The sequence below is a fragment of the Pedobacter humicola genome, from assembly GCF_056490705.1.
In genome coordinates, this window is sequence record NZ_JBWJIG010000001.1 from 131,686 (window position 1) to 146,411 (window position 14,726).

The following is a 14,726-nucleotide window of genomic DNA, read 5'->3' on the forward strand; positions in this document are numbered from 1 at the left end:
CAAATTATCATAACACATTATAATGAAAAGAAGAACATTTATACAAAACACGGGCTTGTTGGGAGCAGGAGTTGTCGCATCGAAATTTTCTTTTGCGGCCAATCCCGCACCAGAATTTCCTGTGGTACGTGTGGCTGCTGCTAAACGACATTTTCAGAGCAAGGCTGTTGATGCCGCAATCAAGACTTTCCAGGCAAACGTTAAAAACCCCGAACTGGCCTGGTTATTCGAAAACTGTTTCCCGAATACACTGGATACTACGGTTTACCATTCTGAGAAAAATGGCAGACCAGATACTTATGTGATTACCGGTGATATTGATGCGATGTGGTTGCGCGATAGTTCTGCCCAGGTTTGGCCATACCTTCAGTTCGTGAACGAGGACGAACCGCTTAAAAAAGTAATCGCTGGGGTAATTATCCACCAAACAAAATGTGTTTTAAAAGATCCGTATGCCAATGCTTTTTATGGTGATGCCACCAAGGTAGGCGAGTGGAAAACAGATAAAACTTCCATGCAGCCTGGGGTACACGAGCGTAAATGGGAGATCGATTCTTTATGTTATCCCATCCGCCTGGCTTATCACTACTGGAAAAAAACAGGCGACAAAACACCTTTCGATGCCGATTGGAAAAAAGGGATCGAAGCCACTTTAAAAACATTCAAAGAACAACAGCGCAAAGCGGATAAAGGTCCGTACCATTTCCAGAGAGAAACAACACAGCCAACAGATTCGTTGCCAATGGCGGGTTATGGTTTTCCGGTAAATCCGGTTGGATTAATCTGCTCTGCTTTCCGTCCAAGTGATGATGCTACCATTTTCCCTTTTCTGGTACCGTCTAACTTTTTCGCGGTATCTAGTTTAAAACAGGCAGCAGAAATGATCAAAGCTTTACAGCCTGATAAAACTTTAGAAAGCAATTTGTTAAACCTTGCCGACGAAGTAAATGCTGCATTACAGAAACATGCCATTGTGAACCATCCGAAATACGGCAAAATTTATGCTTTTGAAGTGGATGGCTTTGGAAGTTCATACCTGATGGACGATTCTAACGTACCAAGCTTATTGGGTTTACCTTATTTAGGCGCCATGAAAGTGGAAGATCCAATTTACCAGAATACCAGGAAGTTTGCCCTTTCTAAAGACAATCCTTATTTCTTTAAAGGAACTGCCGCAGAAGGAATTGGTGGACCGCACGCTGGTCAGGATATGATCTGGCCGATGAGTATTACCATGCGCGCCTTAACGTCGAAAGATGATGCCGAAATTAAATACTGCATCGATACTTTACGTAAAACGCATGCCGGTAAAGGTTTTATGCACGAATCCTTTAATAAAGACAATCCCGAAAACTTTACAAGGGCTTGGTTCGCCTGGTCGAACACTTTATTTGGCGAACTCCTTTGGAGAACTTACCACGAAAAACCAGCTTTGTTAAAAGCTTAATTATACTAACCGTATTTATTGGCAATTTTGGCTAATAAATACGGTTTCTTTCTATAGCCTACTCCGCTGAGTTTTTAATTGCCTGGCCGTTTATTGACATCCCCTGTTAATTACGCCGTAAAACTACGCTATTCAGGAATAATAACGATCAATTTATGTAAAAGCTGTGTTAGAAGAGGTGATGCTGTTTTTTACAAAAATAAATATTTGTAAATTGCCTGAAATTATTTATCCCTACATTGCAAAATCCTGAAAAATTCATCCTTGCTGATATAGAGGCAATAAGCAAAATACCTGCTGTTGCGCATATTTTAGAAATCGTTTGCAGAACTACGGGAATGGGTTTTGCAGCTGTGGCCAGGGTAACTTCTGATCGGTGGATTGCCTGTGCAATACACGACGAAATCAATTTCGGATTGGGCGTTGGTGGCGAACTTAAGCTGGAAACGACCATCTGTAATGAAATCAGGCATCATAAAAAACCTGTTGTAATCGATCATGTTGCTGAAGATCCTCAGTTTGCTGGTCACCATACCCCCTTGATGTATGGTTTTCAAAGTTATATTTCGGTACCGATTACCTTAAAAAACGGAGACTTTTTCGGTACGCTATGTGCCATCGATCCCAAACCTGCAAAACTAAACAACCCGGCCATTACGGGCATGTTTACCATGTTTGCCGATTTGATCGCCTTTCATTTAGATGCGCTGGAGCAGCTGGCCAAAACAGAAGAAGAATTAAAAAAGGAACAGGAGATAGCTGTTTTGAGAGATCAGTTTATTGCTATTTTAGGTCATGATTTGCGAAATCCGCTAAATGCGATTTCAAGTAGTGCGCAGCTTTTATCGCGCTTAAGTTTAGATGAACGCGGTGGGCGTATCGCCAAAATTATTAAGGATTCTTCTTTTAGAATGAACGGCCTGATTGAGAATATGCTTGATTTTGCCAGTGGCCGTTTAGGTGAAGGCATTACGATCGACAAAACAGCTGATGAGGACCTTGAAAAATTACTGACTCAGGTGGTAGATGAGCTGCAGGCGATTTGGCCAGGCAGACATATCAAATTAAATTTTAACCTGGATCATCCTGTTCATGCTGATGGCAAAAGACTTGCCCAGCTTTTTTCTAACTTGTTGGGTAATGCTTTAAATTATTCACCGGCGGATTCGACTGTAGAAATTACCGCTTTTAGCAATACGGAAGAGTTTAATCTTTGTGTAGCGAATAAGGGCAAACAAATCCCGGTTGCTGCTATGGACCGTCTGTTTCAGCCATTTTCGAGAGGTGAAGTAGAACCCAATCAAAAAGGCCTGGGTTTAGGTTTGTATATTGCATCCGAAATCGCGAATGCGCATGATGGTACACTTGATGTATCTTCTACGCCTGAACAAACTTGTTTTACCTTACGTTTACCTTCACAAAAATGATCACTGTTAGTGATAGCTTGCCAACATCAACGCTTTTAGAACTAAAAGTTGGAGAAGAGATTACAGATGGAAATAACCTATCTGGTCCCATTAAAAGTATCGAAATTAGTGAAACAGATGAGTTTTTAATGTTCGTATTTCAATTGGAAAGCAGTTATATCATTGTGAAGAAACTTAAACAGGTCTGTTGATTACAATAGCGGCCTCGGATCAAATATGACCTGAAATGATTTAATCTTTTCTTCTTCCAGTTTGTACCAACCACTGGAAAAGATTGTTTTTTCACCCATATCGATATCGTACCACAGGCAAACTTCTTCCTGATCTACGAATACTTTTTTAACATCGTATTTGAATTTCATTTTCTTCATGTCTCCGATGTAATTATCCGCTCCATTTCTTTCACCCATTACACCTTTAAAGGTCATGTCATCGTGGAGCTGCGCTCTGGCTACTTCAAAATCTTCTGCATTTAAGGCATTGATAAAATCGAGCACAACAACTTTTGCATTGTGTTCGGTCAGGATTTTATTGGATGTACTCATAATAGAAATATTTTACTTAAAACGAAAATCCGGCAGAAAATGTTTGAGATGAGGCGACTTAATGAACAGCAAATGAAAGATTTATATAGATCGGTCATCATCACGATCCAATTAATAATCGGATAAAGCGTAGTCCCAAATTTCGGGAGAGATCTATCAATTAGATCTCTCGGCTACGTTGCACCCGATAGCTACGGGTTCGCTCGAAATGACGACCTTTCTGTCATTCAAAACTGTACACTTTCCCCGCTTGCGTTTTAAAGCTGTATGTAAAGTCTTTTCCTGATTTCTTTTCAATGATGCCTTTACTCCTAAGTGCATTCGGACTTCTTATGATACAATCTTCGCCAGATAATGATTTGATGGATAGCTTCACAATTTTACCATCTTTCCATTGCAGGTTAGTGATTTCGAAGTTGCCACGTGCCCTTAAGCCCTGGATACTCCCTGTCGGCCATTGATCAGGCAAAGCGGGTAAAAACTGTAATTCGCCTGCCTGACTTTGCAAAAGCATTTCAGAAATACCTGCTGTGTAACCAAAGTTACCATCAATCTGGAAGGGTGGATGGGCACAAAAAAGATTGGAATAAATACCACCACCTTTATTGTAATCGGTACCTGAGCCACCAACCGGGGTAATAAAATTCTGTAATATTTTATAGGCGTGGTTTCCATCTTGTAATCTCGCCCAGAAATTCATTTTCCAGGCCATAGACCAACCTGTTGATTCATCGCCACGGGCAGTTAAGGTTACCCTGGCCGCTTTGGCGAGTTCCGGTGTTTTAATGGTACTGATTTCCCTTCCCGGATGCAGACCAAAAAGGTGGGATATATGCCTGTGCTGATCTTTAGGATCGTCACGATCGGTTTCCCATTCCTGTAGCTGTCCCCATTTACCAATTTTTGGTTTTAATAAATGTGCTTTAAGATCGGCAATATGGGTTTTGTAATCTTTGTCAATTCCTAATATATCCGCTGCTTCAATATAGTTGGTAAATAAATCGTACACAATCTGTTGATCGTGTGTTACACCATCCTCTGTAGGGCCATGCTCTGGCGACCAACCCATTGGTGAAACTAAAGTACCATCTGGTCTTCTTTTTAGGTGGTCATCCCAAAACTCAGCGATTTCTTTTATAATCGGGTAGGCAAAGTTCTTTAAATAATCTTTGTCTTTTGTAAAGGCATAATGCTCCCAAAGTGCCTGTGCATACCATGCGCTGCCTGGTGTGTTCCAAAGAAAGCTCATTCCTCCGAAAATATTGTTTTCCGTTTTTACCGTCCAGCCACGCGTATTTGGATATTGTTTGCGGGTAGCAATGGCGCTTACTTCGCGCATGCTGTTGATATAATCGAGGTATGGAATCTGACATTCTGAAAGATTGGTCGGTTCAGCGAGCCAATAGTTCATCTGGATATTGATATTGGAATGGTAATCGCTGCCCCAGGGCGGGGTGTTGGTTTCGTTCCAAAGTCCTTGGAGGTTGGCGGGTAAACCTCCCTTCCTGGACGAACTGATCAATAAATATCTTCCATATTGAAAAATTAAGGATTCGAGTCCCAGATCTGGCGTTTTTTTGTAATTGATCAACCGTTGATAGGTAGGTAGATTGTTGTTTTTTATCTCTTCCGATCCTAAGTGAATAGACAAACGTTTAAACAGCTTTTGATAATCCTTTACATGGCTTCCTAATAAATTGGCATAAGATTTTGCTGAAGCCTGTTGTAGTATCGCATCTATTTTTGGGGCCGGTTCTTCACCTTTCCAGTTTTGCCCGCGTTTATTGCTGTAATTGGTAGCGCCTGTGAAAATGATGGTGATGGCATCGGCGTTTTCTATTTTTAATTTTTCACCATCATCATCTTTAACCGGGTGGCTGCTGCCATTTTCAATTTTAACCAAAGCGGTAGCCTGATACGACATTCCGTTAGACAGTTTGCCTACAAATTGAATGGTATTTCCGGTAACGGTAATGGTGCCCTGATGTGCGTTTTTAAGTCTGATTGCAGCCGAATAAGCCCCTTTTTTATTTGCGCTCAACCTTAAAACCATTACTTTATCGGGAAAACTGCAAAAGTATTCGCGTTTGTAGTTCACTCCATTTTGGGTATAGGTGATGGTATGGATGGCGTCAGCAAGGTTAAGCTGGCGTTTATAAGTGGTAAAGTTTAGGTCTTTATGATCAAAATCTATAAACAGATCGCCAAAGGCCTGGTACATGCCTCTGTCGTTTTCATCACCTGTCCAAAGGGTATTGTCGTTAAACTGGATATGTTCCTGGTTTACACCTCCGAAAACCATCCCGCCGATGCGGCCATTGCCAATAGGATAAGCTTCGGTCATCCAGGTAGTGGCGGGTTTATTGTCCCAAAGCAGTAAGGGTGATGTTTCTTCCTTTTGAGCGAAAACAGCATGGGATAAGCTTAGCGAGAACAATAAAAGTACGGCGCGGGAAATGATTTGCTTAGGTTTAAAAAGCATAAGGAATATTTGATTAGTGTGTGGCCAAATATATAGATAATCAAACAATTGTGTTACGCTTCGGGCAAGTGAAAGCATCTCGATTATTGGCATTATATTGAGTTATTTAAGCAAAGGCATTTTGGTTTTGTTGAACTTTAATAAGTAACTATTGTGATATTTTCAGCAGGGTTTTAATAGATTTTCTATATTTGGTATCACACACTAAAACGTTTTATGTAAAATGAAATCGCTAACCAAATTTCTAAACTTATTCTTATTTCTAAATGTAGCGGGCATTTATCATGCTCAGAGCCAGTCGAAAACATCATTTACCAAGTATGTCAATACTTTTATCGGCACAGCACCGCTAACCGATCCTAAAATTTTGGGTTATGAACTGCCGCAGGGCTGGCGCTCGTGGGCAGGCTTAACCTTTCCGGGGAGTTCGCTGCCTAATGCCATGGTACAGTTGAGTCCGATTACCGAATTCGGTTCGGGCGCAGGCTACGAATATGAAGACGATACCATTTATGGTTTCGCACACACCAACAAAGGGCACTGGAACCTCTGTAATATTCCGATTTTACCGCTTTCTAATCCAACAGCTAAGTTTGGGTCAAAATTTTCGCATAAAAATGAAAGTTCAGCACCGGGTTTTTATCAGGTTTACCTGGATGATTATCAGGTTAACGTGAAGCTTACTTCAACCCTGAGAACGGGATTTCACCAATATGAATATAAAAATAACCACGATAGGCAGATCTTATTTCTGTTGGGGAAAGCCAACAGCGGTGTTTCTACCTGGAATATTGAGCAGGTGGGCACTTCGGCTATTCAAGGTTTTCAGGGGGGAGAGAATATTTATTTTTATGCCACTGTTAACGGTACGATCGGGAAGCTTGATCAAACGGATGTAGGTAAACGCTCGGGCTACGCCATTGTGCATCTTGCCGATGGGAGCAAGGGACCTGTTGAACTTAAAATCGGTTTATCATTTGTAAGTGTGGCCAATGCGAAGGAAAACCTCGAACAAGAACTGGGCAATAAAACTTTTACAGAGGTGCGCAATGCGGCTACCACTACATGGGAAGCACTTTTAGGCAACATTCAGGTAAAGGGGGGGACAGAGAAGCAAAAGCAGATGTTATATTCTTGTTTATACCGGTCTTTTTTATGGCCTGCATTGCGCAGCGATGTGAATGGCGAGTTTAAAGACGCTAAGCGCAATGTGACCAAAGGTAATTTCAACTATTACACCGAACCATCACTTTGGGATACCTACCGCAATAAAGATGTGCTTTTAGGACTGATTACGCCAAAAGTAACCTTAGATGTAATTAAATCAATGAAAGATGTAGGCGATAAAACCGGATTTATCCCGACTTTTTTTCATGGTGATCATGGGGCGTCATCTATAGCGGGGGCTTACTTAAGAGGCATTGATGATTTCGATATCAAGGGCACTTATCAGATTTTGTTGCGCAACGCGAATGTAGAGGGGGGCGCCCGTCCTTTTATAAAGGAATATATTGAGAAGGGTTATATTTCAGATCCTGATGTGAAGAATCCACATGTGGAAACCAAGGCGAAAGCGGGTGTTTCTAAAACGCTGGAGTATTCTTATGATGATTATTCGCTGGCACAGATTGCCAAAAAACTGGGCGATAGTACAAATTATCGTATCCTGATGGCGAGATCTAAAAATTATAAGCATATGTTCGATCCCGGTACCCGTTTTATGCGTGGGCGGTTAGAAAATGGCGACTGGATTAAACCCTTTAATCCGCAGTACCCGTATTATGAGTATATGTACAGGGAAGCCAATGCATGGCAGGTTTCTTTTTATGCCCCGCACGATATGAAAGGTTTAATTGAACTCTATGGTGGTGCTAAAGGTTTCGAATCGAAATTGGATTCGTTGTTTACCTTGCCCTGGAACCCGAAATATATTGCACGTAACGTTGAAACCATGATCGGTCAATATTGTCAGGGTAATCAGCCCGATCATGAAGCACCTTTTGCTTATACTTTTATCGGCAAGCCGGAGAAATCGCAGAAGATAATCGATAAAATTTTGAATGAACTCTATGGCATCGGTAGCGATGGTTTGGCACTTTCGGGCATGGACGATGCCGGTGAGATGTCGGCATGGTATGTATTCAGTTCATTAGGTTTGTATCCGTTTTCGGCAACCGATCCCAATTATATTGTAACGGCACCTCTGTTTGATGAAGTAAAGTGGAAAACAAATACCGGGAAATTGTTAACGATTACCAAACCTGGAAAGGGAAGAGGAATTACTGCGATTAAGGTAAACGGGAAAGTAAATGAAGGGTATTTTATTTCTCATGATCTGTTTAAGAATGGAGGAAAGGTTGAGATTCTGACGAAGTAATACACTAGACCCCGCAGGTTTTTAAAACCTGCGGGGTTTTATAAAATATTAACTCCACAGTCATTTATTGAGTTCAGATTTCTTTTTAGGGCGATAGTTTTATTTTTATAGGGAAATGCAGGTTCAGTTTTTCATCGGATTTTCAGCCCCGCTTTCCGTTTTATTCCGATAAAGGATCGGAATGTCCACTTCAATCGGGTTTATTTGCCTCGGATAAGTGCATGATGGCCGCCAATTAAATCGCCGCCTAAAGCAGGCAAGCGACCGCAGTAAGATTCCTATGAAACATGCGAGGTTTGTGGCTGATGATGGAAGATGTACAATGGATGATGATTGTATGCCCAACTCTGTGCCCTCTGCGTCTTTCTCTTTGCGTTCTTTGCGGTTAAAAAAAGAACCGGATAATATAATGTTAAGTATTTTTTACAAATTACAATTTTTTACAATCGAATAAATGATCACTAATCTAAATAACGAACTGGCTACCAAGCCACACTATCCCATATTAGATGGCTTGCGCGGTATTGCGGCCATTATTGTTGTCACTTTTCACCTTACCGAGCCTTTGGGGACGGGACACCTGGATATCCTGGTTAACCACGGTTACCTGGCGGTAGATTTTTTCTTTTTATTGTCGGGTTTTGTGATGGGCTATGCTTACGACGACAGGTGGCAGAAAATGACCGTAGGCAATTTTTTTAAACGCCGTATCATCCGTCTTCAGCCCATGGTGGTTTTGGGGATGACGCTCGGCGCCATCGGATTCTATTATACGGATTCGACCATATGGCCGCTTATCCATACGATTCCGCTTTGGAAGATGCTGTTGGTGTTGCTGATCGGTTATACGATATTACCGGTATCCTTATCGCTTGATATTCGTGGCTGGCAAGAGATGCACCCCTTGAACAGCGTGGGCTGGTCGTTGTTTTTCGAATATATTGCGAATATCCTTTATGCGGTATGGATCAGGAAGTTTTCTAAAACGGCATTAAGTATTTTAGTGGTGATCGCCGCAATTGCACTTGCATACGTGGCCATTTCAAACGGGGATGTGAGTGGTGGCTGGACGCTAAATGTGGAACAGGTACGCATTGGATTTATCCGTACGATGTACCCTTTCTTTGCGGGGCTGTTGCTTTCACGTATCGCGAAGCCTGCCCGGATTAAAAATGCCTTTTTATGGTGCAGTCTTTTGGTTGCCATTGTATTGTATATGCCACGCATTGGTGGGGCGGAACATCTTTGGATGAACGGGATTTATGAAGCGGTTTGTATTATCTTCATTTTCCCGCTGATCGTATATCTGGGCGCCAGTGGCGTGATTGAATCGCAAAGAGAAAACAGGATATGCAAATTTTTGGGTGATATATCCTACCCGCTTTACCTGGTGCATTACCCGCTGGTGTATTTTTATGTGGCCTGGATCAGCAATCATAAGGGGGTAACGCTTGCACAGGCCTGGCCTTATGCCTTACTGATTTTAATTGGCGGGATTGTTTTGGCTTATGCGGCGTTGAAATGGTATGATGAGCCGGTAAGGAAGTGGTTAAGGATGAAGTTAGGGTAGAAAGATGGAAGATGTAAAATGGATAATGGAATTTGTGCTGCTAAAATCAGTGTGGTCAGCGGGAGGATCTGTTAAACCATTTTGATTATGCGATATTCAACTTAGGAGTACATGATATCTGACGGATGTATTGCTAATTTTAGATTACGATCCATTCATCAATATGGATGGATCGCTAGTGCTTTAATGTTAAACTTAACTTCCCAACCCACATTTAATCCGTATTTTAGCCTATATGAAAATAGTATTTTTTTCTGCTAAGGCTTACGACCGCGAATTTTTTGAAAGTTGTAACGAGGCTTATGGTTTCGAACTGGAATTTTGGGAAACGCATTTAGGGCCTCATATTGCTGATGCGGTAAAGGAAGGTACGGATGCGGTTTGTGTATTTGTAAATGATAAACTTAACGCGGAGGTAATTGAGGTGCTGGCACAGAAAGGGGTAAAAATTATCGCCTTACGTTGTGCAGGTTTTAATAATGTAGATCTCGAAGCGGCCAAACAGTATGGTATCCGTGTTTGCCGGGTGCCGGCCTATTCACCACAGGCAGTAGCTGAGCATGCAGTGGCGATGTTGCTTACGCTGAACCGTAAAACGCATAAGGCTTATAACCGGGTGCGGGAGCAGAATTTTTCGTTGTCGGGTTTAATGGGTTTCAATCTTTTTGGCAAAACGGTAGGAGTAATCGGTACTGGAAAAATAGGGGCCGCTTTTTGCAAGATTATGCTGGGTTTTGGCTGTGTGGTGCTGGCTTCCGATCCCTTTGAAGATGAAGCACTCCGGCATGCAGGGGTAAGGTATATGCCCTTTCACGAAGTAATAAAAGAGGCTGATGTGATTTCGCTGCATTGCCCGTTAACGCCCGACAACCACCACCTCATCGGTTCAGCGAGTTTATCAGCGATGAAAAAGGGCGTTACGCTAATCAATACAAGCAGAGGTGGTTTGATCCATACGCGTGATGTGATTGATGCGCTGAAAACGGGTCAGGTGGCGGCGCTGGGCATTGATGTGTATGAGCAGGAAGAAAAATTGTTTTTCAAGGATCTTTCGGGAAGTATTATTGGAGATGATGATATTCAGCGTTTAATCAGTTTCCCGAATGTTTTGGTTACCGGACACCAGGCTTTCTTTACGCAAGAGGCGTTAACGGAGATTGCCGAGTCGACTTTAGGTACGGTAAAGGCGATTTTGGAAGGGGGAGATGTAGGGGACGGAGCGGTATTGGTGTAGGAAGTCCGGAGTCAGGGGTCGGAGGTCCGAAGTCGAGGAGTAGATCGCATGTGGCCAATTGCGGGGTTCTTTAACTTGTCTTTGAGCCCTTTCCCTTTCAGAGGAATGGTGCCGACAGGCGGATATGGGCTGTGTGCCCTTTATCGTCCTCGTTTATAACGAGGATGAATGAGAAAGGCGATTTTATCGCCATTAATTATTTACTTGTGCATTACAAATGCACAACTCGCTGATCCTCGTTATAAACGAGGACCATTTTGAATAGGGGCTCCGAACCTTTTCTCTGTGGCCTCTGTGGTTAAAAAAGGAAAAGTCGGGAGTCAGAGGTCCGAAGTTGAAGAGCAGATCGCATGCGACTAATTGCAGGATTCACTAACTACTCTTTGAACCCTTTCCCTTCCAGGGGAAAGGTGCCGACAGGCGGATAGGGGCTCTGTGCCCTCTGTGCCTTTTCTCTGCGTACTCCGTGGTTAAAAGAGAAAACATACAAAAGCAACAAAGCCACAACTTGCGCTGTGACTATATTTATTTTAGAAATACGAAGTATTGAGGTTGCTGTTTTGCTTTTCGGCGGCTTCGATGGGTGCATAGTTGGAGAGGATAAGTGCTTCTCCTTTTTTAACGCATACATCGTGTTCGAAATGCACTGATGGACTTCCGTCTGCAGTTCTGATGGTCCAGCCGTCGTCGTCGAGGAAAACTTCTTTTTTACCCATATTGATCATAGGCTCTATGGCCATAACCAGGTTCTCCCTTAATAACAAACCATTGCCTTTGCGGCCGTAATTTGGTACCTGTGGGTCTTCGTGCATGTCTTTGCCCAGGCCATGACCTACCAGATCCCTCACAACACCATAACCTTGTTTTTCGTTATGACTTTGGATGGCTGCGCCGATATCGCCGATGCGTTTCCCTACAACAGCTTCTTTGATGCCCAGAAAAAGGGACTCTTTGGTGGTTTTTACGAGTTTTAATATCTCTGGTGAAACTTCACCAATAATAAAGGTATAGGCATGGTCGCCATGAAAGCCATTTTTGATGGTACCTACGTCAACCGAAATAATATCGCCGTCTTTTAGCTCATCTTTATTTGGAAAGCCATGTACCACTACATCGTTTACTGAGGTGATGATATGGAAGGGAAATCCGTTAAAGTTATAAAACGACGGGATAGCACCGTTATCTAATATATATTCGTTGGCCAGTTTATCAATGGCCAATGTGGTAATGCCAGGTTTTAATATTTTGGCTACTTCTGCCAGTGTATCGCTCACGAGTAGGGCGCTGATCTGCATCAGTTCTACTTCTTCGTTGGTTTTGTAAAAAATCATTGCTGCAAATTTAGTAAAAGAATAGTTAGTATGGAAGATGGATGTTGGAAAATGGATGAGGGAGGGTTTAAAGGTTATTTGTTGGAAGAAGTTAAGCGTGGCGATCGCGCGTTAGGTAAAAAGTCTAATCATGATGCACAACGTATAAATGTTAATCGAAATAAGGTTAATAGCCGCTAAGCATTAACTGCTAAACATAAAAATATATGCTAAATTTGGGTTTAATTCCTAAAGCAGGTATGTACGAAATCATTACACAATCCTTAACTAAAGTAGTCGATTTTACGGATGAAGAGCTTTTTTTGTTTATGCAAAGGCTTAAGCCGGTAAGTTTGAAAAAGTATGGTTTCTACTTATCCGAAGGTCAGGTTTGCAGGAGCATGGTGATTGTGTACAAGGGTGGGATGCGGGTTTTTACGCGCAACGAGAAGGGTGACCATACCTTAGGTTTCGCCTTCGAGGGCGAATGGATCGGGGATTATGAGAGTTTTTTGCTGCAGGCGCCTTCCGATTCTTTTATCGAAGCATTGGAGGATTGTGAACTGTTTACACTCAGTTATGCAGATATGCAGGCCTTGTATTCGCACAGTCAGCGTTTTGAAAGGTTCGGTCGCATTATCGCCGAAAATTTATTCGTGGAAACGGCAAAAAGTAAACGCACCTTACTCCTGCAATCGGCTGAAGACCGGTATTTAGATTTATTGACGAATCAGCCTCATATTCTGGAAAGACTTCCCCAGCATTTAATTGCGTCGTATCTTGGCATCCAGCCTCAAAGCCTGAGCAGGATTAGGGCTAAAGTGGCGAGGAAATAGTTGATTGGTCATTGGTTCACTTGTTTTCGCAAATAGTCTATTTCAAACGCCAAGCTCATCCTGGTTAACTGTCAGCTGTAAACCGCCAATTGGAAACTGCTTAATTGTCTCCAAACGCTCAACGCTTCACCTATGTTAACTAATCTCTTGTGCTTTTTAACCTAAGAGCATTTTTAGCTTTAATGATTATTTTCAGTTTTGTATCAGGTAAAGGATTAAAAATTTTTTTATATGAATACAGCACAGGTTTTTTCGGTGGTTAGCACATTAGCGGCCATGCAGTGGTTATTGTTAATCCTTGCGCCGAAATGGAAGGTAACACAATGGTTAATTCGCTATCCTGTGGTTCCATTAGTATTATCTCTTGTTTACGTGGTTTATATTACGGGTTTCTTTAATATTCAGGGAGGCGGATTCGGATCGATACAGGAGCTGCGCACACTTTTCAATAATGATCATCTGCTCCTGGCGGGTTGGGTACATTATCTCGCTTTTGATCTGCTGATCGGGTTCTCCATTATAAAATCGGCACAGGATAAAAGTGTTTCACATTGGCTTGTGATCCCTTGTTTACTACTCACCTTTATGTTCGGCCCTTGTGGTTATTTACTTTATCTGATTATCCAAAAAATTAAATCATAGTGATGAAAACTTTATTCACAAGGATTAAGACTGCTAGTCCTGCTTTATACTACTGCGGTATAGGTCATTTGGTTCTAATGGCGCTGATGTTGCTTATCACATTGTTCGATCACCGGCAACTGATGGGCATAAACCTTTGGATTAAACCGATCAAATTTGCCATTTCCATCGCCATTTATTGTTTAACCTGGCCACTGTTTTTGCAATACTTCCCATATGTGCGTTTAAAAAAACGCTTTGCGAATTTTACGGTCTTCGCCATGACTTTTGAGATGATCGCCATTGCTACGCAGGCAGCGAGAGGTGAATTGTCGCATTATAATGTTTCAGGTGCGAATGCTTTGGTGTTTGCATCAATGGGGATCGTAATTGTTTCGCAAACTTTATTTGCGTTGTATATGGGGATTGTATTTTTTAAGGTAAAGGCTGTCGATATCAGTCCTGCTTTATTGTGGGCAATGCGTTTGGGTATTATCATGGCTGCTGTTTTTGCTCTAGAGGGTGGGATTATGGCTTCGCGACTGGCCCATACGGTTGGTGCGGCAGATGGCGGTCCGGGGATTCCGTTGTTTAACTGGAGTACGATAGCAGGTGATTTGCGCATTGCCCATTTTATGGGACTGCATGCTTTACAGATTGTGCCTTTGTTTGTGTTGCTCACCAAAGTAAAAACGGCAAGGCCAGTTATTGTTTTTTCGTTGCTATATTTTGTGTTGATCTCATTGCTGTTTTATAACGCGATGTTGGGTAGGCCGTTGTTTTAATTTATAGAATAATTAACCACAGATAAAAGGATAAACACAGATGGAATATTTAATCTGTGTTTGTCCACTCGTGGCCGATTGGGATGGTGTGC

12 protein-coding genes are annotated in these 14,726 nt (G+C 42.1%); 9 read left to right on the plus strand and 3 right to left on the minus strand.

The annotated features are described in order from the left end of the window. Nucleotides 1-22 precede the first annotated feature (22 nt). The 3 genes from AC04Q1_RS00605 (at nucleotide 23) to AC04Q1_RS00615 (ending at nucleotide 3,065) form a co-directional block, all read left to right on the plus strand. Complete coding sequence (locus AC04Q1_RS00605; RefSeq protein WP_478360828.1) at nucleotides 23-1,447, plus strand: glycoside hydrolase family 125 protein; 1,425 nt, start codon at nucleotides 23-25, stop codon at nucleotides 1,445-1,447. 239 nt (nucleotides 1,448-1,686) lie between these two features. Then, a complete protein-coding gene (locus AC04Q1_RS00610) occupies nucleotides 1,687-2,874 on the plus strand; it encodes a GAF domain-containing sensor histidine kinase (RefSeq protein ID WP_478360830.1) in 1,188 nt (395 codons plus the stop codon). Next, nucleotides 2,871-3,065 carry a hypothetical protein gene (locus AC04Q1_RS00615; protein WP_478360832.1) on the plus strand — a complete coding sequence of 65 codons (195 nt, stop codon included), beginning with the start codon at nucleotides 2,871-2,873 and terminating at the stop codon, nucleotides 3,063-3,065. The genes AC04Q1_RS00610 and AC04Q1_RS00615 overlap by 4 nt, the downstream gene beginning before the upstream one ends. Here AC04Q1_RS00615 and AC04Q1_RS00620 read toward each other — a convergent pair whose 3' ends face one another. Both AC04Q1_RS00620 and AC04Q1_RS00625 read right to left on the minus strand, forming a co-directional pair. Next, a complete protein-coding gene (locus AC04Q1_RS00620; protein ID WP_478360834.1) occupies nucleotides 3,066-3,419 on the minus strand; it encodes a nuclear transport factor 2 family protein in 354 nt (117 codons plus the stop codon). It lies immediately after the preceding gene. 223 nt (nucleotides 3,420-3,642) lie between these two features. Next, a complete protein-coding gene (locus tag AC04Q1_RS00625; protein WP_478360835.1) occupies nucleotides 3,643-5,901 on the minus strand; it encodes a glycoside hydrolase family 95 protein in 2,259 nt (752 codons plus the stop codon). 223 nt (nucleotides 5,902-6,124) lie between these two features. Between AC04Q1_RS00625 and AC04Q1_RS00630 the strand changes: the two genes are divergently transcribed. The 3 genes from AC04Q1_RS00630 (at nucleotide 6,125) to AC04Q1_RS00640 (ending at nucleotide 11,082) form a co-directional block, all read left to right on the plus strand. Beyond that, nucleotides 6,125-8,278, plus strand: a complete 2,154-nt coding sequence (locus tag AC04Q1_RS00630) for a GH92 family glycosyl hydrolase (RefSeq protein WP_478360837.1) — start codon at nucleotides 6,125-6,127, stop codon at nucleotides 8,276-8,278. Between the two features lie 454 nt (nucleotides 8,279-8,732). Further along, nucleotides 8,733-9,848 (plus strand): acyltransferase family protein, encoded by a 1,116-nt coding sequence (locus AC04Q1_RS00635; protein WP_478360839.1) that lies wholly within the window; start codon nucleotides 8,733-8,735, stop codon nucleotides 9,846-9,848. A gap of 235 nt (nucleotides 9,849-10,083) precedes the next feature. After that, the gene (locus AC04Q1_RS00640; protein WP_478360840.1) at nucleotides 10,084-11,082 is read left to right on the plus strand and encodes a 2-hydroxyacid dehydrogenase; all 999 of its coding nucleotides are present in this window, start codon (nucleotides 10,084-10,086) and stop codon (nucleotides 11,080-11,082) included. A 530-nt stretch (nucleotides 11,083-11,612) separates the two neighbouring features. On the opposite strand, the gene map is transcribed toward AC04Q1_RS00640, so the two are convergent. Continuing rightward, nucleotides 11,613-12,413, minus strand: coding sequence for a type I methionyl aminopeptidase (map, locus tag AC04Q1_RS00645; RefSeq protein ID WP_478360842.1), 801 nt, complete (start codon nucleotides 12,411-12,413; stop codon nucleotides 11,613-11,615). Nucleotides 12,414-12,619: 206 nt separating this feature from the next. Between map and AC04Q1_RS00650 the strand changes: the two genes are divergently transcribed. The 3 genes from AC04Q1_RS00650 to AC04Q1_RS00660 all read left to right on the plus strand — a co-directional run bounded on the left by AC04Q1_RS00650 (nucleotide 12,620) and on the right by AC04Q1_RS00660 (nucleotide 14,634). Continuing rightward, nucleotides 12,620-13,228: a Crp/Fnr family transcriptional regulator gene (locus AC04Q1_RS00650; protein WP_478360845.1), complete on the plus strand. Its 609-nt coding sequence runs from the start codon at nucleotides 12,620-12,622 to the stop codon at nucleotides 13,226-13,228. Nucleotides 13,229-13,459: 231 nt separating this feature from the next. After that, nucleotides 13,460-13,870, plus strand: coding sequence for an ABA4-like family protein (locus AC04Q1_RS00655; protein WP_478360847.1), 411 nt, complete (start codon nucleotides 13,460-13,462; stop codon nucleotides 13,868-13,870). A gap of 2 nt (nucleotides 13,871-13,872) precedes the next feature. Beyond that, entirely contained in the window at nucleotides 13,873-14,634 is a 762-nt protein-coding gene (locus AC04Q1_RS00660; protein WP_478360849.1) for a hypothetical protein, read from the plus strand. The last annotated feature ends 92 nt before the right edge of the window (nucleotides 14,635-14,726 follow it).